The sequence below is a fragment of the Streptomyces sp. NPDC005566 genome, assembly GCF_040605575.1.
Taxonomy (GTDB): domain Bacteria; phylum Actinomycetota; class Actinomycetes; order Streptomycetales; family Streptomycetaceae; genus Streptomyces.
In genome coordinates this window covers 323,118-343,909 of record NZ_JBEXDB010000002.1, presented here as the reverse complement: position 1 = coordinate 343,909, position 20,792 = coordinate 323,118, and the positions used below count along the sequence as shown (strand labels likewise).

Annotated in this window: 16 protein-coding genes; 9 read left to right on the top strand and 7 right to left on the bottom strand. The window is 68.7% G+C overall.

Annotated elements, in window-relative coordinates; genetic code table 11:
• Positions 1–59: 59 nt before the first annotated feature.
• From ABZS61_RS04425 to ABZS61_RS04410, 4 genes are all read right to left on the bottom strand, one after another.
• Positions 60–1,670 carry a glycerol-3-phosphate dehydrogenase/oxidase gene (locus tag ABZS61_RS04425; protein ID WP_356415924.1) on the bottom strand — a complete coding sequence of 537 codons (1,611 nt, stop codon included), beginning with the start codon at positions 1,668–1,670 and terminating at the stop codon, positions 60–62.
• A 6-nt stretch (positions 1,671–1,676) separates the two neighbouring features.
• Positions 1,677–3,212: a glycerol kinase GlpK gene (gene glpK, locus ABZS61_RS04420; protein ID WP_356415922.1), complete on the bottom strand. Its 1,536-nt coding sequence runs from the start codon at positions 3,210–3,212 to the stop codon at positions 1,677–1,679.
• Between the two features lie 38 nt (positions 3,213–3,250).
• Positions 3,251–4,042 (bottom strand): MIP/aquaporin family protein, encoded by a 792-nt coding sequence (locus ABZS61_RS04415; RefSeq protein ID WP_356415919.1) that lies wholly within the window; start codon positions 4,040–4,042, stop codon positions 3,251–3,253.
• Positions 4,043–4,314: 272 nt separating this feature from the next.
• Positions 4,315–5,079 carry an IclR family transcriptional regulator gene (locus ABZS61_RS04410; protein ID WP_356415916.1) on the bottom strand — a complete coding sequence of 255 codons (765 nt, stop codon included), beginning with the start codon at positions 5,077–5,079 and terminating at the stop codon, positions 4,315–4,317.
• A 240-nt stretch (positions 5,080–5,319) separates the two neighbouring features.
• On the opposite strand from ABZS61_RS04410, the gene metH reads away from it, so the two are divergent.
• The 3 genes from metH (at position 5,320) to ABZS61_RS04395 (ending at position 11,540) form a co-directional block, all read left to right on the top strand.
• A complete protein-coding gene (metH, locus tag ABZS61_RS04405) occupies positions 5,320–8,832 on the top strand; it encodes a methionine synthase (protein ID WP_356415913.1) in 3,513 nt (1,170 codons plus the stop codon).
• A gap of 139 nt (positions 8,833–8,971) precedes the next feature.
• Entirely contained in the window at positions 8,972–9,676 is a 705-nt protein-coding gene (locus ABZS61_RS04400; protein ID WP_356415910.1) for an HAD family phosphatase, read from the top strand.
• Between the two features lie 277 nt (positions 9,677–9,953).
• Positions 9,954–11,540, top strand: a complete 1,587-nt coding sequence (locus tag ABZS61_RS04395) for an ABC transporter substrate-binding protein (RefSeq protein WP_356415908.1) — start codon at positions 9,954–9,956, stop codon at positions 11,538–11,540.
• Between the two features lie 84 nt (positions 11,541–11,624).
• On the opposite strand, the gene ABZS61_RS04390 is transcribed toward ABZS61_RS04395, so the two are convergent.
• Both ABZS61_RS04390 and ABZS61_RS04385 read right to left on the bottom strand, forming a co-directional pair.
• The gene (locus ABZS61_RS04390; RefSeq protein WP_356415905.1) at positions 11,625–12,296 is read right to left on the bottom strand and encodes a response regulator transcription factor; all 672 of its coding nucleotides are present in this window, start codon (positions 12,294–12,296) and stop codon (positions 11,625–11,627) included.
• Between the two features lie 9 nt (positions 12,297–12,305).
• On the bottom strand, positions 12,306–13,151 hold the full coding sequence (locus ABZS61_RS04385; RefSeq protein ID WP_356416412.1) for a PD-(D/E)XK nuclease family protein: 846 nt from the start codon (positions 13,149–13,151) through the stop codon (positions 12,306–12,308).
• 171 nt (positions 13,152–13,322) lie between these two features.
• Between ABZS61_RS04385 and ABZS61_RS04380 the strand changes: the two genes are divergently transcribed.
• The 3 genes from ABZS61_RS04380 to ABZS61_RS04370 all read left to right on the top strand — a co-directional run bounded on the left by ABZS61_RS04380 (position 13,323) and on the right by ABZS61_RS04370 (position 16,379).
• Positions 13,323–14,573, top strand: a complete 1,251-nt coding sequence (locus ABZS61_RS04380) for a site-2 protease family protein (RefSeq protein ID WP_356415902.1) — start codon at positions 13,323–13,325, stop codon at positions 14,571–14,573.
• 87 nt (positions 14,574–14,660) lie between these two features.
• Positions 14,661–15,569, top strand: a complete 909-nt coding sequence (locus ABZS61_RS04375) for a tRNA (adenine-N1)-methyltransferase (protein ID WP_356415899.1) — start codon at positions 14,661–14,663, stop codon at positions 15,567–15,569.
• Between the two features lie 213 nt (positions 15,570–15,782).
• On the top strand, positions 15,783–16,379 hold the full coding sequence (locus tag ABZS61_RS04370) for a hypothetical protein (RefSeq protein WP_356415896.1): 597 nt from the start codon (positions 15,783–15,785) through the stop codon (positions 16,377–16,379).
• Between the two features lie 4 nt (positions 16,380–16,383).
• On the opposite strand, the gene ABZS61_RS04365 is transcribed toward ABZS61_RS04370, so the two are convergent.
• Positions 16,384–16,695 (bottom strand): ferredoxin, encoded by a 312-nt coding sequence (locus ABZS61_RS04365; RefSeq protein ID WP_351175720.1) that lies wholly within the window; start codon positions 16,693–16,695, stop codon positions 16,384–16,386.
• Between the two features lie 241 nt (positions 16,696–16,936).
• Here ABZS61_RS04365 and arc point away from each other — a divergent pair, with 241 nt between their 5' ends.
• From arc to ABZS61_RS04350, 3 genes are all read left to right on the top strand, one after another.
• Positions 16,937–18,703, top strand: a complete 1,767-nt coding sequence (arc, locus tag ABZS61_RS04360; RefSeq protein ID WP_351175722.1) for a proteasome ATPase — start codon at positions 16,937–16,939, stop codon at positions 18,701–18,703.
• Positions 18,704–18,939: 236 nt separating this feature from the next.
• The gene (gene dop / locus ABZS61_RS04355) at positions 18,940–20,451 is read left to right on the top strand and encodes a depupylase/deamidase Dop (RefSeq protein WP_329212781.1); all 1,512 of its coding nucleotides are present in this window, start codon (positions 18,940–18,942) and stop codon (positions 20,449–20,451) included.
• Positions 20,452–20,571: 120 nt separating this feature from the next.
• Positions 20,572–20,790 carry a ubiquitin-like protein Pup gene (locus ABZS61_RS04350; protein WP_356415890.1) on the top strand — a complete coding sequence of 73 codons (219 nt, stop codon included), beginning with the start codon at positions 20,572–20,574 and terminating at the stop codon, positions 20,788–20,790.
• Positions 20,791–20,792: the final 2 nt, after the last annotated feature.

Sequence of the window (20,792 nt, the reverse complement as noted above, 5' to 3'; positions counted from 1 at the left end):
AGGCACACCGCAGGGGCGGCTCCCCCCGGAGCCGCCCCTGCGGTGCGCCGTGCCGGCCGTCAGCGCCTGTCGGCCAGTACGTCCTCCACCCCGGCCCGGATCTCGTCCGTCGCCAGACCCCGGATCGTGAGCGTCGTCCGGCGGCGCAGCACATCGTCCGCCGTCTCGGCCCACTCGCGGTCACGCGCGTACGCGACCTGCGCCCAGATCTCCGGCGCGTCCGGATGGATACGGGCCGCCAGTGCCGGGTTCTCGTTCGCCAGCCGCGCGATGTCGAAGGCGAGCGAACCGTAGTGGGTGGCGAGGTGCCGGGCCGTGTCGGCCGGCATCCGCGGACCGGGCGTGCCGCCGTCGACCATCAGCCGGTGCGCGACCGCGTCGGGGTTCGCGATGCCGGGGAGCGGAAGCTTCCGCGGCAGCCGCGACATCGGCTCCATGTCCTCGGCGAGGGGGTGCCCGGGCAGAGCGGCCAGCTTGTTCATCACCGTACGGCCGATGTGGCGGAACGTCGTCCACTTGCCGCCCGCGACCGACAGCATGCCGCCGCGGCCCTCCGTCACGACGGTCTCCCGCTTCGCCTTGGACGTGCCGCCGGGACCGCCCGGCAGGACGCGCAGGCCGGCGAAGGAGTACGTGATCAGGTCGCGTGACAGCTGCTGGTCGCGGACGGAGAACGCCGCCTCGTCCAGTATCTGCGCGGTGTCCTTCTCGGTGACCGCGACATCGGCCGGGTCGCCCTCGTACTCCTCGTCGGTCGTGCCGAGGAGCAGCATGTCCTCCCACGGCAGCGCGAACGTGATCCTGTACTTGTCGATCGGGGTGGCCAGCGCGGCCTTCCAGGGGCGGGTGCGCTTGAGGACCAGGTGCGCGCCCTTGGACAACCGTATGGAAGGAGCCGCGTCCGGGTTCTCCATCTTCCGCAGGTGGTCGACCCACGGGCCGGTGGCGTTCAGGACGAGGCGGGCGTCCACACCGAACTCCGTGCCGTCCTGACGGTCCTCCAGCTCCGCCCCGGTGACCCGGCCGCGGGTGAAGCGCAGCCCGGTCACCGCGGCGTGGTTGAGGACGACGGCGCCGGCGTCGACGGCCGCGCGGACCGTCATCAACGCCATCCTGGCGTCGTTCATCTGGTCGTCGCCGTAGACCGCGACGGCCTTCAGATTGTCCGTACGCAGCTCGGGCACATCACGCTGTGCCCTCGCCGGGCTGATCACATGGCCGACGCCGTCACCGAACCCGGACAGCGCCGAGTAGGCGAAGACGCCCGCCCCGAGCTTGGCCGCGCCGTGCGGCCCGCCCTTGTAGACGGGGAGGTAGAAGGTGAGCGGATTGGCCAGGTGCGGTGCGACCTGACGGGACACCGCGCGCCGCTCGAAGTGGTTCTCCGCGACCAGCTTCACCGCGCCCGTCTGCAGGTAGCGCAGACCGCCGTGGAGGAGCTTGGAGGAGGCGGAGGAGGTGGCGCCGGCGAAGTCGCCGGCGTCCACCAGGGCCACCCGCAGTCCGGACTGCGCGGCGTGCCAGGCGGTGGAGATGCCCAGGATGCCGCCGCCGATCACCAGGAGGTCGTACGTCGCCTTGGAAAGCTGCTCCCGGGTCTCGGCGCGGCTCGGAAGGGAGCCGGAGGCCGGATGCGTCCCGAGGGCGGGGACGCTCTGCAGGGTGGTCATGGTTGGTTACTCCTCGCCAGTGTTCTCGTCGAGCCAGCCCATGGAACGTTCCACGGCCTTGAGCCAGCTCTTGTACTCGCGGTCGCGGGTGGCCGCGTCCATACGGGGTGTCCACTCGGCAGCCCGGCGCCAGTTGGCGCGCAGCGCGTCGGTGTCCGGCCAGAAGCCGACGGCCAGACCGGCGGCGTAGGCAGCGCCGAGGCAGGTGGTCTCGGCGACCATGGGGCGCACCACCGGCGCGTCCAGGAAGTCGGAGAGCGTCTGCATCAGCAGGTTGTTGGAGGTCATTCCGCCGTCGACCTTGAGAGCGGTCAGCTCGACGCCGGAGTCCTTGGTCATGGCGTCGCTGATCTCGCGGGTCTGCCAGGCGGTGGCCTCGAGCACGGCACGGGCGATGTGCGCCTTGGTCACGTACCGGGTGAGGCCGGCGATGACACCGCGGGCGTCGGGACGCCAGTACGGGGCGAACAGACCGGAGAACGCCGGCACGAAGTACGCGCCTCCGTTGTCCTCGACCGAGGACGCGAGCGTCTCGATCTCGGCCGCAGACTTGATCAGACCCATCTGGTCGCGCATCCACTGCACCAGCGAACCGGTGACGGCGATGGACCCCTCCAGGGCGTACACCGCCTTCTGGTCGCCGATCCGGTAACCGACGGTGGTCAGCAGTCCGTTGTACGAGTTCACGGGCGTTTCGCCTGTGTTCAGCAGCATGAAGGTGCCGGTGCCGTACGTGGACTTGGCCTCGCCCTCGGCGAAACACGTCTGGCCGAACAGTGCGGCCTGCTGGTCGCCGAGCGCGGAGGCCACCGGGATGCCGTCGAGGACGCCGCCCTTGGCGTGGCCGTAGACCTCGGCGGAGGAGCGGATCTCGGGGAGTACGGACGGGGGGATGTCCATCGACCGGACGATCTCGTTGTCCCACTCCATCGTGTGCAGGTTCATCAGGAGGGTGCGCGAGGCGTTGGTGACGTCGGTGACGTGGACGCCGCCGTCCGTGCCGCCGGTCAGGTTCCAGATGACCCAGGAGTCCATGGTGCCGAAGAGGATGTCGCCCCGGTCGGCGCGCTCGCGCAGTCCCTCGACGTTGTCGAGCAGCCAGCGGACCTTGGGGCCGGCGAAGTACGAGGCGAGCGGCAGTCCGGTCTGGCGGCGGAAGCGGTCCTGGCCGACGTTGCGGCCGAGTTCCTTGCAGAGCACGTCGGTGCGGGTGTCCTGCCAGACGAGGGCGTTGTGGACGGGCTCACCGGTGTTCTTGTCCCAGAGCAGGGTGGTCTCGCGCTGGTTGGTGATGCCGATCGCCTTGACGTCGGCGGAGGTGATGCCGGCCTTGACGATGGCGCCGGCGACGACCTCCTGGACGTTCTCCCAGATCTCTGTCGCGTCGTGCTCGACCCAGCCCGGCTTGGGGAGGATCTGCTCGTGTTCCTTCTGGTCGACGGAGACGATCCGGCCGTCCTTGTCGAAGACGATGCAGCGACTGGATGTGGTGCCCTGGTCGATGGCTGCGATGAACGGCCCGGTGGTGTGTGCGTCGGTCACGGTGTGCTCCCGGAGGTCTGTGGTGTCGGGGTGACGGCTCAGGCGAAGGCGAGGTTGTAGAGCCCGCCGGCGAGGGCGGCGCCTACGAGGGGTCCTACTACCGGTACCCAGGCGTAGCCCCAGTCGGAACCGCCCTTGTTCGGCAGCGGCAGCAGCGCGTGCACGATACGCGGACCGAGGTCGCGAACCGGGTTGATCGCGTAGCCGGTCGGGCCACCGAGCGAGAGACCGATTCCGACAACCACCAGAGCGGTGATCAGGACACCGAGCGTCCCGAGGCCCTTGCCCTCGTTGTTGAGGCCCTGGGTGAGGATCGCCAGGATCAGTACGGCGGTGGCGATGATCTCCGTGACCAGGTTCTGTACGGCGTTGCGGATCTCCGGGCCCGTGGAGAAGATCCCGAGTACGGGGCCTGCCTTCGGAGCGGCCGACTGGTCGACCATGCCCTCCTCGGCGGGGCCGCCCTGCACGATCTCCGGGTCGGTGAGGTGTGCGTGGAACTGCCCGTAGTACACGGCCCAGACCAGCACCGCGCCGATCATCGCGCCGAGCAGCTGGGACGCGAGGTACAGGGGTACCTCGCTCCATGGGGTGCCGCCCTGGATCGCGAGGCCGATGGTGACCGCCGGATTGAGGTGGGCGCCGGACACGCCGGCCGAGAGATAGGCGCCGGTCAGTACGGCGAAGCCCCACCCGAAGGTGATGGCCAGCCAGCCCGCGTTCCGCGCCTTCGAGCGCTTGAGCGTGACGGCGGCACAGACACCGCCGCCGAGCAGGATGAGTATGGCGGTACCGATGGTCTCGCCGATGAAGATGTCGGAGCTGGACACCCGCGACTCCTTTGTCCTTCGTCCAGGGGAAGGCGAAACACCGGTTCGCTCCGGTGGATCGCGCCCCAGGTGGGTACCCATCAGTAAGGGCACGTCACCTGTAAGGGCTTGACCGGCCCTCGGCACTGTCACACCCTAACGTGTATTGCCGTTAGGTGTTCGGCAATGCCGACCGGTGAACGGCAATGTTTCTCCCCAATGAACGACGCGTCAAGAGTTCTGTGGCTCGGGACCCGGTGCGGGACTCGATCGTTACCGACGGCGCGGCGGGGTCAGAAGCGCCCGGCGCCCAGATCCCGGGAGACGGCGCGGGCACAGTCCCGTACGGCGGCGATGAGCTCGGGCCGCAGGTCGCCACCGGGGCTGACCCGCTCCACGGCACCCGTCACGGCCACGGCGCCCACGGGCATCCGCCGCCGGTCGTGAATGGGGGCGGCCACCGCGGCCACCCCCTCCCAGGTCTCCTCCACGTCGGAGGCCCAGCCCTGCGCCCGGATCAGGTCGAGCAATGACTCGAACTCCTGCTCGCCGGTGACCGTGCGCGGCGTGAAGGGCCGGCGCTCCACCTCGACGACCTCGCTGTGTGCCACGGGGTCGTAAGCGGAGAGCACCTTGCCGAGGGCGGTGGAGTGCAGCGGCTGCATGGCCCCGACCTCCAGTACCTGGCGGCTGTCGTCGGGCCGGAAGACGTGGTGGACGATCAGGACGCCGTGCTGGTGGAGCACGCCCAGGTGGACGCTCTCGCCGCTGGAACGGGCCAGGTCGTCGGTCCAGACGAGGGCGCGGGCCCGCAGCTCGTGCACGTCGAGATAGCTGTTGCCCAGGCGCAGCAGTTCGGCGCCGAGCTGATAGCGGCCGGAGGCGGCGTCCTGCTCGACGAAGCCCTCGTGCTGCAGGGTGCGAAGGATGCCGTGCGCGGTGCCCTTGGCCAGCCCCAGCGAGGAGGAGATGTCGGACAGCCCGAGCCGACGCTCGCCGCCCGCCAGCAGGCGCAGCATCGCTGCTGCCCGCTCGAGCGACTGGATGTTCTTGGCCATCGCGCCGTACTCCTCCACCTCGGTTCGACAATGCTGAACACTATCGGTCGATGCCGACCTATGTCCGGTCGGTCGAAGATTCTGCGTCACCGCGCGACCGGGCCCGTTCCTCGCACAGCATGCAGTCCGCCCCGTGGGACGCGATGACCGGGCCGGGCCCCGCCCGGCTACGCTGGCGGCGTGCCCTCCTCCACAGAAGGGCGCAAAGCCGACAGCCGTCGCATCCCAGGGAGAACATCCATGGCCTCGTTGCCGACCCCCGCCGCTGACAGCCGCACCCGAGCCGCAGCCCTCCGCGAGGCGCTCGCCACCCGTGTGGTGGTGGCCGACGGCGCCATGGGCACGATGCTGCAGGCCCAGGACCCCACCCTCGAGGACTTCGAGGACCTGGAGGGTTGCAACGAGATCCTCAACGTCACCCGGCCCGACATCGTCCGGTCGGTGCACGAGGAGTACTTCGCCGTCGGCGTGGACTGCGTCGAGACGAACACGTTCGGCGCAAACCTCGCGGCCCTGGGTGAGTACGACATTCCCGAGCGCGTCTTCGAGCTCTCCGAGTCGGGAGCCCGCATCGCCCGTGAGGTGGCCGACGAGTTCACCGCGTCCACCGGACAGCAGCGCTGGGTGCTCGGCTCCATGGGGCCCGGTACCAAACTGCCGACCCTCGGCCACGCCCCGTACGGCAAGCTCCGCGACGCCTACCAGCAGAACGCCGAAGGCATGATCGCCGGCGGCGCCGACGCGCTCCTGATCGAGACCACCCAGGACCTGCTGCAGACCAAGGCCTCCGTCATCGGCGCCCGGCGCGCCCTCGAAGCCACCGGCGCCGACCTGCCGGTCATCTGCTCCGTCACCGTCGAGACGACCGGCACGATGCTGCTCGGCTCCGAGATCGGCGCCGCACTGACCGCGCTCGAGCCGCTCGGCATCGACATGATCGGCCTGAACTGCGCCACCGGACCGGCCGAGATGAGCGAGCACCTGCGCTACCTCGCCCGGCACTCCCGCATCCCGCTCTCCTGCATGCCGAACGCCGGCCTGCCGGTGCTCGGCAAGAACGGCGCGCACTACCCGCTGTCCCCGTCCGAGCTCGCCGACGCCCAGGAGACCTTCGTACGCGAGTACGGCCTCTCCCTGATCGGCGGCTGTTGCGGGACGACGCCCGAGCACCTGCGCCAGGTCGTCGAGCGCGTACGGGGGGTTGCCCCCACCGCCCGCGAGCCGCGCCCCGAGCCGGGCGCCGCCTCCCTCTACCAGACCGTCCCGTTCCGTCAGGACACCTCCTACCTGGCGATCGGCGAGCGTACGAACGCCAACGGGTCGAAGAAGTTCCGTGAGGCGATGCTCGAGGCGCGCTGGGACGACTGTGTGGAGATGGCCCGCGACCAGATCCGCGAGGGCGCCCACATGCTCGACCTCTGCGTCGACTACGTCGGCCGCGACGGCGTGGCCGACATGGAGGAGCTGGCGGGACGCTTCGCCACGGCCTCCACGCTGCCCATCGTCCTGGACTCCACGGAACTGCCCGTCCTGCGAGCCGGTCTGGAGAAGCTCGGCGGACGAGCGGTGCTCAACTCCGTCAACTACGAGGACGGTGACGGGCCCGAGTCCCGCTTCGCCCAGGTCAGCGCGCTGGCCTCCGAGCACGGCGCCGCGCTGATCGCGCTGACCATCGACGAGGAGGGCCAGGCCCGCACCGTCGAGCACAAGGTCGCCATCGCCGAGCGCCTGATCGAGGACCTGACCGGGAACTGGGGCATCCACGAGTCCGACATCCTCATCGACACCCTGACCTTCACCATCTGCACCGGTCAGGAGGAGTCCCGCAAGGACGGCGTCGCCACGATCGGAGCGATCCGGGAGCTGAAGAAGCGCCACCCCGACGTCCAGACCACGCTCGGCCTGTCCAACATCTCCTTCGGCCTCAACCCGGCCGCCCGCGTCGTCCTGAACTCCGTGTTCCTCGACGAGTGCGTCAAGGCCGGCCTGGACTCCGCGATCGTGCACGCCTCCAAGATCCTGCCCATCGCGCGGCTGGAGGAGGAGCAGGTCAAGGTCGCACTCGATCTCGTCTACGACCGGCGCGCCGAGGGCTACGACCCCCTCCAGCGGCTCATGGAGCTGTTCGAGGGCGTCAACATGAAGTCGATGAAGGAGGGCAAGGCCGAGGAGCTCCTGGCCCTGCCGCTGGACGAGCGGCTGCAGCGCCGCATCATCGACGGTGAGAAGAACGGTCTGGGGACGGACCTCGACGAAGCCCTGCAGACCCGCCCCGCGCTCGACATCGTCAACGACACCCTGCTCGCGGGCATGAAGGTCGTCGGCGAGCTCTTCGGCTCCGGGCAGATGCAGCTGCCGTTCGTGCTGCAGTCCGCCGAGGTCATGAAGACGGCCGTGGCCCACCTCGAACCGCACATGGAGAAGTCGGACGCCGAGGGCAAGGGCACCATCGTGCTGGCCACCGTCCGCGGCGACGTCCATGACATCGGCAAGAACCTCGTCGACATCATCCTGTCGAACAACGGCTACAACGTCGTCAACCTGGGCATCAAGCAGCCCGTCGCCGCGATCCTGGAGGCCGCGGAGGAGCACCGGGCCGATGTCATCGGCATGTCCGGTCTCCTGGTGAAGTCGACCGTGATCATGAAGGAGAACCTGGAGGAGCTGAACCAGCGCAGGATGGCGGCCGACTACCCGGTCATCCTGGGCGGAGCCGCCCTCACCCGGGCCTACGTCGAGCAGGACCTGCACGAGATCTACGAGGGCGAGGTCCGCTACGCCCGCGACGCGTTCGAAGGGCTGCGGCTCATGGACGCCCTCATCGCGGTCAAGCGCGGCGTCCCGGGTGCCACGCTCCCCGAGCTGAAGCAGCGCAGGGTGCCCAAGCGGGACGCCGCCGTACCGGAGGTCGAGGAGCCGGAGGAAGGCGTGCGTTCCGACGTCTCCGTCACCAACCCGGTCCCCGAGCCGCCGTTCTGGGGCACTCGCGTGGTCAAGGGCATCCAGCTCAAGGAGTACGCCTCCTGGCTGGACGAGGGAGCCCTCTTCAAGGGCCAGTGGGGCCTCAAGCAGGCCCGTGCGGGCGACGGGCCGACGTACGAGGAGCTCGTGGAGACCGAGGGCCGCCCGCACCTGCGCGGCTGGCTCGACAAGCTCCACACCGAGAACCTGCTGGAGGCAGCCGTCGTGTACGGCTACTTCCCGTGCGTGTCCAAGGGCGACGACCTGATCCTGCTGCACGAGGACGGCTCGGAGCGCACCCGCTTCACCTTCCCGCGCCAGCGCCGCGGCCGCCGCCTGTGCCTCGCGGACTTCTTCCGCCCCGAGGAGTCGGGTGAGACGGACGTGATCGGACTCCAGGTCGTCACGGTCGGCTCGAAGATCGGCGGGGCCACCGCCGAGCTCTTCGAGGCGAACTCCTACCGCGACTACCTGGAGCTGCACGGGCTGTCCGTACAGCTGGCCGAGGCACTCGCCGAGTACTGGCACGCACGGGTCCGCAGCGAACTGGGCTTCGCCGGGGAGGACCCGTCGGAGGTCGAGGACATGTTCGCGCTGAAGTACCGCGGAGCGCGCTTCTCCCTCGGCTACGGTGCCTGCCCGGACCTGGAGGACCGGGCGAAGATCGCGGCGCTCCTGGAGCCCGAGCGCATCGGTGTGAAGCTCTCCGAGGAGTTCCAGCTGCACCCCGAGCAGTCCACCGACGCGATCGTCATCCATCACCCCGAGGCCAAGTACTTCAACGCACGGTAGTCAGCTGTTCAACGCGCGGCGGGCGCCGCTCCATGCGCCGTCCCCGCACGAGTCGTAGACTGGTCGGTCCAGTGCAGGCCGGTCGCCGTTCCCACCGGGAAGGCGGCCGGCCTTCTCGTCCCTCATGGAGGTGTACCGGATGACCAGTACGGTCCCCGCGTCCTTGACCCGCACGGCCGAAGGTTCCGCCCTGCAGGCCGTCCTTCTCGACATGGACGGCACCCTGGTCGATACCGAGGGATTCTGGTGGGACGTGGAGGTCGAGGTCTTCGCCGACCTCGGACACCGCCTGGACGAATCCTGGCGCGACGTCGTCGTCGGAGGTCCGATGACCCGCAGCGCCGGATACCTCATCGAGGTCACCGGTGCCGACATCGCCATCGAAGAGCTCACGGTGCTCCTCAACGACCGCTTCGAGAAGCGCATCGCCCGAGGCGTGCCGCTGATGCCGGGCGCCGCACGGCTGCTCGCCGAGCTCGCCGCGCACAGAGTGCCCACCGCCCTCGTGTCCGCCTCGCACCGGCGCATCATCGACCGGGTGCTGGACTCGGTGGGACACCACCACTTCGCCCTCACGGTCGCCGGTGACGAGGTCACCCGCACGAAGCCCCACCCGGAGCCGTACCTCGCGGCGGCCGCCGGATTCGCGGCCGACCCCCGGCGCTGCGCGGTCATCGAGGACACCGCGACGGGCGTCGCCGCGGCGGAGGCCGCGGGCTGCCGTGTGGTCGCCGTGCCGTCCGTCGCTCCGATCGCCGCCGCGCCCGGACGTGTGGTGGTGCCCTCCCTCGAGCACGTGGATCTCGCTTTCCTGCGCGGGCTGATCACGGACCAGCACGGGTAGTGCAGGTTCATGTCAAGGTGTCGTCAACAGTGCGAGCGTGAGCTTGGTCACTCGCCGTGACGGCCGGGCCCTGTCGGGATCGCCTCGGGTGTCCGTTTCGTCAGCCCATCTGTCCCGGTTCATCAAGCGGTGTACGAATCATTCCCGAGCGTGACGTGAACGCGCGGTCATCTGTCATCACCGAGTGCATACGTGGCGAGCTCGCCCCGGTCAAGCCCTTCCGCGGCTCCCACTAACCTCGGTCATCTCACATGCCGGAATGAGGGAGAACGTCCAGATGAACCGCAAGACGCTGGTGCTGCCGGCCGTGATCGGCCTGCTCGCGCCCGTTCTCGCCGCCTGTGGCGGGTCGGACGACGGGGGCGATGCCATCGTTGTCGGGACAACGGACCAGTTCGTCGCCTCCAAGGACAACACCGCGCCGCTCGACCCGGCGATAGGCTACGAAGCGGGTGTCTGGAACGTCCTGCGCCAGACCGTGCAGACCCTGACCCACATCCCGCGCGGCGGCGGTGAGCCCGTCCCCGAGGCGGCCCGGAGCTGCGAGTTCACCGACACGGCGAGCCAGAGCTACCGCTGCACGCTGCGCGACGGCCTCACCTTCTCCGACGGCACGCCCGTCACGCCGGAGGATGTGAAGTACTCGATCCAGCGCGTCCTGGACATCAAGGACGAAAGCGGCCCGGTGGGCCTGCTCGCGAACATCGACACGATCGAGACCAAGGGGCAGGATCAGATCGTCTTCCACCTCCGCACCTCGGACGCGACCTTCCCCTACAAGCTCGCCACGCCGCCCGCCGGGATCGTCCAGAAGGACAAGTACCCCGCGAAGGCCGCCCGCGACGGCTTCCAGGTCGACGGATCGGGTCCGTACACCATGGAGCCCGAAGTCGAGGACGACCAGGTCGTCAAGGTCGTCTTCACCAAGAACCCCAAGTACAAGGGCGACCTGAAGGTCCTCAACGACAAGGTCGAGCTGAATCTCTTCCCCGACGCGGCGGCGATGGGCAAGGCGCTCGAGGACGACGAGATCGACATGATGACGCGCACCATGTCGCCCGAGCAGGCCCAGCAGATGCTCGAGGAGCCGAAAGAAGGCCTCGAGCTCACCGAGATGCCCGGCCTCGCCATCAGCTACCTCGCCTTCAACACCGAGGACCCGGCGGTGAAGGACAAGGCCGTGCGCCAGGCGATGGCCCAGGTCATCGACCGGGGATCCATCGCGACCAGGGTGTACGGCAGCACCGCCGAGCCGCTCTACTCGCTGATCCCGTCCGGAGTGACCGGACACACCAACTCGTTCTTCAACAAGTACGGGGAGCCGAGCGTCACCGGGGCCGCGGAAACCCTGGACAAGGCCGGTATCGACACTCCGGTGAAGTTCACGCTGAACTACACGACCGACCACTACGGTCCCGCCACCGCCTCCGAGTTCGAACTGCTGGCGAAGCAGCTCAACGGCTCGAAGCTCTTCGAGGTCGACGTCAAGGGCACTCCGTGGTCCAAGTACCGCCCGGCCCAGAAGAACGGTGACTACGCGGTCTACGGCATGGGCTGGTTCCCGGACTTCCCGGACCCGGACAACTACACGGCGCCGTTCCTCGACAAGAACAACTTCCTCAACTCGCCCTACGAGTCGGTGCTCGCCCAGGACACGCTCATTCCCCAGTCCCGCCGCGCTGCCGACCGCAGCGCCGCCTCCGGGACCTTCACGAAGATCCAGGACATCGTGGCCGACGACGTCCCCGTCCTCCCGGTCTGGCAGGGGAAGCAGTACGTCGCCTCGCGTGTCGGCCTGAACGGTGTGGAGTGGGCGGTCAACGCCTCGGCCGACCTGCAGCTCTGGGAGCTCGCCCGCAGCTGACGCGGCACCGTCCGGAACAGCGATGCGGTCCGGGGCCACTGCCCCGGACCGCATCGCCGTACGTACCGCCTGTACCGCTCCGGCTCACTGGGCGCCGGGACGCACCAGACCGCTCTCGTAGGCGTAGACAGCCGCCTGCACCCGGTCGCGCAGGCCCAGCTTCGTCAGCACGTGGCCCACATGCGTCTTGACCGTCGTCTCGCTCACGAACAGGTCGGCGGCGATCTCCGCGTTGGACAGACCGCGCGCCACGAGCTTCAGCACTTCCACCTCGCGCTCCGTGAGCGTGTGCAGCGCGTCCGGGACGGCCTCCTCGCCCGACGGCAGATGGTCCGCGTACTTGTCGAGCAGCCGGCGCGTGATGCTCGGCGCCAGCATCGCCTCGCCCGCCGCCACCACGCGGATGGCCTGCACCAGCTCATTGGCCGGTGCGTCCTTCAGCAGGAAGCCGCTGGCTCCGGCGCGCAGCGCCTCCACCACGTACTCGTCGAGATCGAACGTCGTCAGCACGAGAACCTTCGCCGGCCCGTCCCGGCCCGGGCCGGTGATCTGACGGGTCGCCTCGACACCGTCCATCCGCGGCATCCGGATGTCCATGAGCACGACATCGGGCTGCAGCGCCCGCACCTGGTCGATCGCCTGCAGACCGTCACCGGCCTCACCGACCACCGCCAGATCGCCCTCGGCCTCCAGGATCATCCGGAAACCGGTGCGCAGCAGTGGCTGGTCATCGACCAGCAGGACGCGGATAGCCACGGAATCTCCTTAAGGGCCTTCGAGGGCCACCGGTTGGCCGGCCTCTGTTCGGACCGGCTCCATTCTGCCCTGGACACCTTCCTCCGACTCCGCAGGGCGTACCGACAGGGGATACACCGGGGGAGTCCCACCGAACTCGGGACAGACCGCACGGTGATCGCACCAGCCGCAGAGCTTCGTCGGCCGCGGCCGCCACTCGCCCGTCTCCGTGGCCAGCCGGATGGCTTCCCACAGGGCCAGCAGTTTGCGCTCCACCCGCTCCAGGTCGGCCGGAACCGGGTCGTACGTCAGGACGTCACCGCTGCCCAGATAGACGAGCTGGAGCCGCCTGGGCAGCACGTTCCTCAGACGCCAGATCACCAGGGCGTAGAACTTCATCTGGAACAGCGCGCCCTCCGCGTACTCCGGACGCGGGGCCTTGCCCGTCTTGTAGTCCACGATCCGGACCTCGCCGGTGGGAGCCACATCGATCCGGTCGATCACACCGCGCAGCCGCAGCCCGGAATCCAGCTCCGTCTCGACGAAGAGCTCACGCTCGGCCGGCTCCAGCCGGGTCGGATCCTCCAGCGAGAACCACCGCTCCACCAGCTGCTCCGCCTCGCTCAGCCAGCCCGCGAGGCGCTCACCCCCGGCATCCCCGTCGAACAGCTCGGTCAGCTCGGGCTTCGACTCGAGCAGCCGGTCCCACTGGCCGGGGATCAGCGCCTTGGCCCTCGGCGCCGTACGGTCGCCCGCCGGGGAGTCGAACAGGCGCTCCAGCACCGCATGCACCAGCGTGCCCCGGGTAGCTGCCTCACTGGGCTTCTCGGGCAGCTTGTCGATGACCCGGAAGCGGTACAACAAGGGGCACTGCATGAAATCGCTCGCGCGCGACGGCGACAGGGACGAGGGTGGCCGAGGCGGGCGCGGTACGGAGGTCATGTCGCAGACCCTACGACCCGCCACCGACACCGAGCGGCATACCATCGACCACAGAGCTCGCAGACTGCATGATCGTGGCAGGACGCCACCGACCGAGAGGACCCCGTGGACGAGAGCGGCGACAGCGGGCGCCCGAAGCCCGGCGCAGGGGGTTCCGACCCCGGCACCGGGCCGGAGAAAGGCAAACCGCGCCGCCCCGCAGATCCGGGCGGCGGCCTCCTCATGGGCCGCCCCTTCGGCGTGCCCGTCTACGTGGCACCCAGCTGGTTCGTCGTCGCCGCACTGATCACGTGGGTCTTCGGCGGTCAGCTCGACCGCGTGCTGCCGGAACTCGGCGCCGCCCGCTACCTGGTCGCACTGTTCTTCGCGATCGCCTTCTACGCCTCCGTGCTCGTCCACGAGCTCGCGCACACCGTCGCCGCCCTCCGCTACAAGCTGCCGGTCCGCCGCATCCAGCTCCAGTTCTTCGGCGGCGTCTCCGAGATCGAGAAGGAGTCCGAGACCCCCGGCCGCGAGTTCGTCCTCGCCTTCGTGGGCCCTCTGCTCTCCCTGGTGCTCGGCGGCCTCTTCTACATCCCCCTGCAGTTCGTCGAAGCCGGCACCGTACCCGGGGTGCTCCTCGCCGGACTGATGATCTCCAACCTCATCGTCGCCGCCTTCAACCTGCTGCCCGGCCTCCCCCTCGACGGCGGACGCATGCTCCGGGCCGTCGTCTGGAAGATCACCGGCAAGCCGATGAGCGGCACCATCGCCGCCGCATGGGTCGGCCGGGGCCTTGCCGTCGCCGTTCTCGTCGGCCTGCCCCTCCTCACCCACACCGGCGCCCTCGGCAACGCCACCAGCGAGATCAGCGGCTTCGAGACCGTCACCGACGCCCTGCTCGCCGCGATCCTCGCCGGAATCATCTGGACCGGCGCGGGCAACAGCCTGCGCATGGCCAGGCTGCGCGAGCACCTCCCGGACCTGCGCGCCCGCACCCTGACCCGGCGCGCGGTCCCCGTCGAGTCCGCCACTCCGCTCTCCGAGGCGCTCCGCCGTGCCAACGAAGCGGGCGCCCGCGCCCTCGTGGTCGTCGACGGACAGGGCAACCCCAAGGGCGTCGTCCGCGAGGCGGCCATCGTCGGAGTCCCCGAACACCGCCGCCCCTGGGTGGCCGTGAGCGGCCTCGCCCAGGACATCACCGAGGGCATGAAGGTCCCTGCGGAGCTCGCGGGCGAGGCCCTGCTGGACCGGCTCAAGGCATCCCCGGCCACCGAGTACCTGGTCGTCGAGGACACTGGCGAGATCTACGGAGTCCTCTCCACCGCCGACGTCGAACGCGCCTTCGTCGCGGCGATGGCCCGGCCCGCGGCCTGACCCTCCGCCACCCGGCACGCGGGCGGTCGAAAGCCCCCGGAAAGGCCCCCGAAATGGGGGACCCCGAAATACCGGTAGGCTGGCCGCATGTCCGAACCGACCGGTGCCGCCCGCCGTCGCGGCCCATTCAAAGTCGGGGACCAGGTCCAGCTCACCGACCCCAAGGGACGCCACTACACCTTCACGCTCGAAGCCGGAAAGAACTTCCACACCCACAAGGGTTCTTTCCCGCACGACGAGCTGATCGGTGCTCCCGAGGGCAGTGTTGTCCGTACCACGGGAAACGTCGCCTATCTCGCGCTGCGCCCCCTGCTCCCCGACTACGTCCTGTCCATGCCCCGCGGCGCCGCCGTGGTCTACCCCAAGGACGCGGGGCAGATCCTGGCCTTCGGCGACATCTTCCCCGGCGCCCGCGTCGTGGAAGCCGGTGTCGGCTCCGGAGCGCTCAGTACCTTCCTCCTGCGCGCCATCGGCGAGCAGGGCATGCTGCACTCCTACGAGCGCCGCGAGGACTTCGCCGAGATCGCCCAGCAGAACGTGGAGCGCTACTTCGGCTCTCCGCACCCCGCCTGGCAGCTCACCGTCGGCGACCTCCAGGACAACCTCTCGGACACCGACGTCGACCGCGTCGTCCTGGACATGCTCGCCCCGTGGGAGTGCCTCGAGGCCGTCTCCAAGGCACTCGTGCCCGGCGGCATCCTCTGCGCGTACGTCGCGACCACCACGCAGCTGTCGCGGACCGTCGAATCCATCCGGGAGATCGGCTGCTTCGCCGAGCCGCAGCCCTGGGAATCGATGATCCGCAACTGGCACGTCGAAGGCCTGGCCGTCCGCCCCGACCACAGGATGATCGGCCACACCGGCTTCCTGGTCACCGCCCGCCGCCTCGCGGACGGCGTCGAGCCGCCGGTCCGCCGCCGACGCCCCTCCAAGGGCGCCTACGGCGAGGACTACAAGGGTCCCGGCAGCCGGAGCGGATCCGACACCCGCGACTGACCCGCACAACGCTCAGGCGCCGCCGCCGAGTTCCCCGGACCGACCCGGGGAGCCGGACGGCGGCGCCTTTTCGTCGTCCGCGGCCATCGGGCGGTGACCCCGCCGTTCCCCTGCGGTGTGAGGTGTGGCACGATGCTGGCCACCCCCCACCCGCCGATGTCCGGTCGGCCGCAGCCTGTCCAGGCCTCCAGGAACCATCAGGAGAGAAACCGCGTGCAGTCCTCCGCGCTCCCGGATCTCGCGCACACCGACACCAAGCCGGTGCACTGGCTCGCCACGGCCGCGGCCATGGCCGCGGTCGTCGCCGCGGCGGGCCTGCTCCAGCCGGACGCGGCCACGGCAACCGCCTCCGCGTCCGAGCACCGCACCGACGCCCAGCACGGTGCCGCGCCCGCCGCCGCAGCACCCGACCCGGCCGAAGCCGACTTCCCGCTGGACTGCGGCACAGCCGGGTACACCGTGGCCGAACAGGCCGCCGGCGACCTCGACGGCGACAACAGGCCCGAGACCGTCGCCGTCGTGCACTGCGCCGCGGGTTCCGGCACACCGCCCAGCGGGGTCTACGTCCTGACACAGGCGAGCGGGGCCGCACCGCGGGTCGTGGCAACCCTGGTGGACCCCGCCCACAAGATCACGGTCACGGACCTCGCCGTCGGTGACGGCCTCGTCGCGGCGACGCTCCTCGGCTACTCCTCGGCCGATGTGCCGCGCTGCTGCCCCGACGAGCGGGAGAGCGCCACCTGGCAGTGGAAGGGCAACGCGTTCATCAAGTCCGCCGGGCCGGCCGGAGACACCGCGCTGAACGCCTGAGCCGTCACGCCGCGTCCGGGCCGAAGACTTCCACGTTGTCCGAAACGCGACGTACATGAATGCAGTCGCCCGGGCATTCCTTGGCCGAGTCCACGACGTCCTGGAGCAGCGGCAGCGGCACCGGGGTGGTCGCCCCCTTGTCCTGGAGCAGCTCGTCCTCGGCGCTCTTGACGTAGGCCAGACCGTCGATGTCCAGCTCGAACACCTCGGGTGCGTACTGCACGCAGATTCCGTCCCCCGTACAGAGGTCCTGGTCGATCCAGACCTCCAGGTCCTGCGTGTCACTGCTGCCCGGAGCGTCCTGCTGCGCGGTCATGTGTCCTGCCGTTCCCTGCGTATCTGCACCAATTGAAGCCAGCCCTGACGGGTGTTGAACGGTTCGACGATACAACCGGCAGCTTCCCGGTGCCGAAGGGTGGGTATTCCTTTGGCGTGAGGGAGAGCGCAAGGGTGAAGATCGGACACACCACCGGGTCTTTGTGATCTAGGGGTTTCAATCATCACCCACCCAGGTAGGGTCAGGAAGCGTCCAGCTCCCCTTGGAGGAGGTGAGGACCGTGGCAGCCCACGACGACGACATCAACCGCGGCATCCGGCCCGGGCGGGGGTCAGAAGACCCAGCCGGCCAGGTTGCCTATCTCGAGCAGGAAATCGCCGTCCTGCGACGTAAGCTCGCCGACTCTCCGCGTCATACGAGGATTCTCGAAGAGCGGATCGTCGAGTTGCAGACCAACCTGGCAGGCGTGTCCGCGCAGAACGAGCGGCTCGCCAATACGCTCCGAGAGGCCCGCGACCAGATCGTGGCCCTCAAGGAGGAAGTCGACCGGCTTGCCCAGCCACCGGCCGGCTTCGGTGTCTTCCTGCAGGTCAACGAGGACGGCACCTGCGACATCTTCACCGGGGGCCGCAAGCTCCGGGTGAATGTGAGCCCCAGCGTCGAGATCGAAGGCCTTCGGCGGGGCCAGGAAGTCATGCTCAACGAGGCGCTCAACGTGGTCGAGGCCATGGAATTCGAGCGGGCCGGGGACATCGTCACCCTCAAGGAGATCCTTGAGGACGGCGAACGCGCCCTGGTCGTCGGGCACACCGACGAGGAGCGGGTGGTGAGGCTCGCCGAGCCTCTGCTGGACATCACCATCCGCCCCGGCGACGCCCTCCTGCTCGAACCCAGGTCCGGCTACGTCTACGAAGTGGTTCCCAAGAGCGAGGTCGAGGAGCTCGTCCTCGAAGAGGTTCCGGACATCGACTACGAGAAGATCGGCGGCCTGGGCGACCAGATCGAGCTGATCCGCGACGCGGTCGAGCTCCCCTACCTCCACCCGGACCTCTTCAAGGAGCACGAACTGCGCCCGCCGAAGGGCATCCTGCTCTACGGTCCCCCCGGCTGCGGCAAGACACTCATTGCCAAGGCCGTAGCCAACTCGCTGGCCAAGAAGGTCGCCGAGGTCACCGGACAGCCCACGGGGAAGAGCTACTTCCTCAATATCAAGGGCCCCGAGCTCCTCAACAAGTACGTCGGTGAGACCGAGCGGCACATCCGCCTGGTCTTCCAGCGTGCCCGGGAGAAGGCGAGCGAGGGCACCCCCGTCATCGTCTTCTTCGACGAGATGGAATCCCTCTTCCGCACCCGTGGTTCCGGTGTCAGCTCGGACGTGGAGAACACCATCGTCCCCCAGCTGCTCGCCGAGATCGACGGTGTGGAGGGCCTGGAGAACGTCATCGTCATCGGTGCCTCCAACCGCGAGGACATGATCGACCCCGCCATCCTGCGGCCCGGCCGTCTCGATGTGAAAATCAAGATCGAGCGCCCGGACGCGGAGGCCGCGAAGGACATCTTCGCGAAGTACCTCACTCCTTCGCTGCCGCTGCACGCGGACGACCTCGCCGAGCACTCCGGCTCGAAGGAGGCCGCCGCCCACGCGATGATCCAGTCGGTCGTGGAGCGGATGTACACGGAGTCCGAGGAAAACCGCTTCCTCGAGGTCACCTACGCCAACGGCGACAAGGAAGTCCTGTACTTCAAGGACTTCAACTCCGGAGCGATGATTCAGAACATCGTGGACCGGGCAAAGAAAATGGCCATCAAGGCATTCCTCGAGCAGCGCCAAAAGGGCCTGCGCGTCTCCCACCTCCTCCAGGCGTGCGTGGACGAGTTCAAGGAGAACGAGGACCTGCCCAACACGACGAACCCGGACGACTGGGCCAGGATTTCCGGAAAGAAGGGCGAGCGGATCGTCTTCATCCGCACACTCGTCACCGGAAAGCAGGGCGCGGACACCGGTCGCTCCATCGACACGGTGGCAAATACCGGACAGTACCTGTAAAACGCAGACCGGCTGCGGATGCCCGGCAGGGCATCCGCAGCCGGCCGTTTTCCCGGCAGCTCCGGCCATACCCGAACAATGACGTAATTGATCTCCCCACGGGCGCAGAGGCGCTCTAGGCTCTGCTGTACCGCCGAGTCGCGCAGTGCGGGGACGGGCACCGCACGCGTACCGGACCAGCAGCGGTACTTGAGCGGCGCTCCCGGAGGGGGGCACCGCCGGGCAAGGAGGGCCGCATGACCGTACGGCGAGTAATGGGCATCGAGACGGAATACGGGATCTCCGTCCCCGGTCACCCCAACGCCAATGCCATGCTCACCTCGTCCCAGATCGTCAACGCCTACGCGGCGGCGATGCACCGGGCGCGCCGCGCCCGCTGGGACTTCGAGGAGGAGAATCCGCTGCGCGACGCGCGAGGCTTCGACCTCGCCCGCGAGACCGCCGATTCCAGTCAGCTCACCGACGAGGACATCGGCCTCGCCAATGTCATCCTCACCAACGGTGCGCGGCTGTACGTCGACCACGCGCACCCCGAATACAGCTCACCGGAGATCACCAATCCGCTGGACGCGGTGCTCTGGGACAAGGCCGGCGAGCGCGTCATGGCCGAAGCCGCCGAGCGGGCCGCCGCCATCCCCGGGGCCCAGCCGATCCACCTCTACAAGAACAACACCGACAACAAGGGCGCGTCCTACGGCACGCACGAGAACTACCTGATGAAGCGGGAGACCCCCTTCTCGGACATCGTGCGCCATCTGACGCCGTTCTTCGTGTCCCGGCAGGTCGTCACGGGTGCGGGCCGGGTCGGCATCGGCCAGGACGGTCACGAGCACGGTTTCCAGATCAGTCAGCGCGCCGACTACTTCGAGGTCGAGGTCGGTCTCGAGACCACGCTCAAGCGCCCCATCATCAACACCCGCGACGAACCGCACTCGGACGCCGAGAAGTACCGCAGGCTGCACGTGATCATCGGCGATGCCAACCTTTCCGAGATCTCCACCTACCTGAAACTCGGCACCACGGCACTGGTGCTGTCCATGATCGAGGACGGCTTCATCAATGTCGACCTGGCCGTCGACCAGCCGGTGCGCACCCTGCACCAGGTCTCGCACGACCCGACCCTGCAGCAGCTGATCACGCTCCGCAGCGGCCGGACACTCACCGCGGTGCAACTTCAGATGGAGTACTTCGAGCTGGGCCGCAAATACGTCGAGGAGCGCTACGGGGCGGACGCCGACGAGCAGACCAAGGACGTCCTGGTCCGCTGGGAGGACACCCTGAACCGCCTGGAGACCGATCCGATGAGTCTGTCGGGCGAACTGGACTGGATCGCCAAACGGGAGCTCATGGAGGCGTACAGGCGGCGCGACAGCCTGGACTGGGACGCTCCCCGCCTGCACCTGGTGGACCTCCAGTACGCCGACGTACGGGCCGACAAGGGCCTCTACAACCGTCTGGCGGCCCGCGGGAAGATGAAGCGCCTGCTCGACGAGAACGACGTCGAGCGGGCCCGTACGAAGCCTCCCGAGGACACCCGGGCCTATTTCCGGGGCCGCTGCCTGGAGCAGTACGCGGACGACGTGGCCGCGGCCTCCTGGGATTCGGTCATCTTCGATCTGCCCGATCGTGACTCACTGCAACGGGTCCCCACGATGGAGCCGCTGCGCGGTACACGTGATCACGTGAAGGAGCTCCTGGACCGCTGCCGCACGGCGGAAGAGCTGGTCCGGACGCTCTCGGGCGGCTGAAAGGCCCCTCGGCTGGGAATCAATCAGATGACCTCCGGACGTTGAGACAAGTACCGGGCCAATGTCGGACTCCGTAGGTAGGGTCTGATCAAGTGCTTCGAACCGAGCGGGGTGAGCTACATGGCGACCAAGGACACCGGCGGCGGACAGCAGAAGGCGACACGTTCCACCGAGGAGACCGAGGAGCAGGCGCAGGAAGCGCAGGCATCCGAGGACCTCAAGGACCGGCAGGAGAAGCTGGGCGAGGACGTCGACGACGTCCTCGACGAGATCGACGATGTGCTCGAGGCCAACGCTGAGGACTTCGTGAGGTCATTTGTTCAGAAAGGTGGGGAATAGGA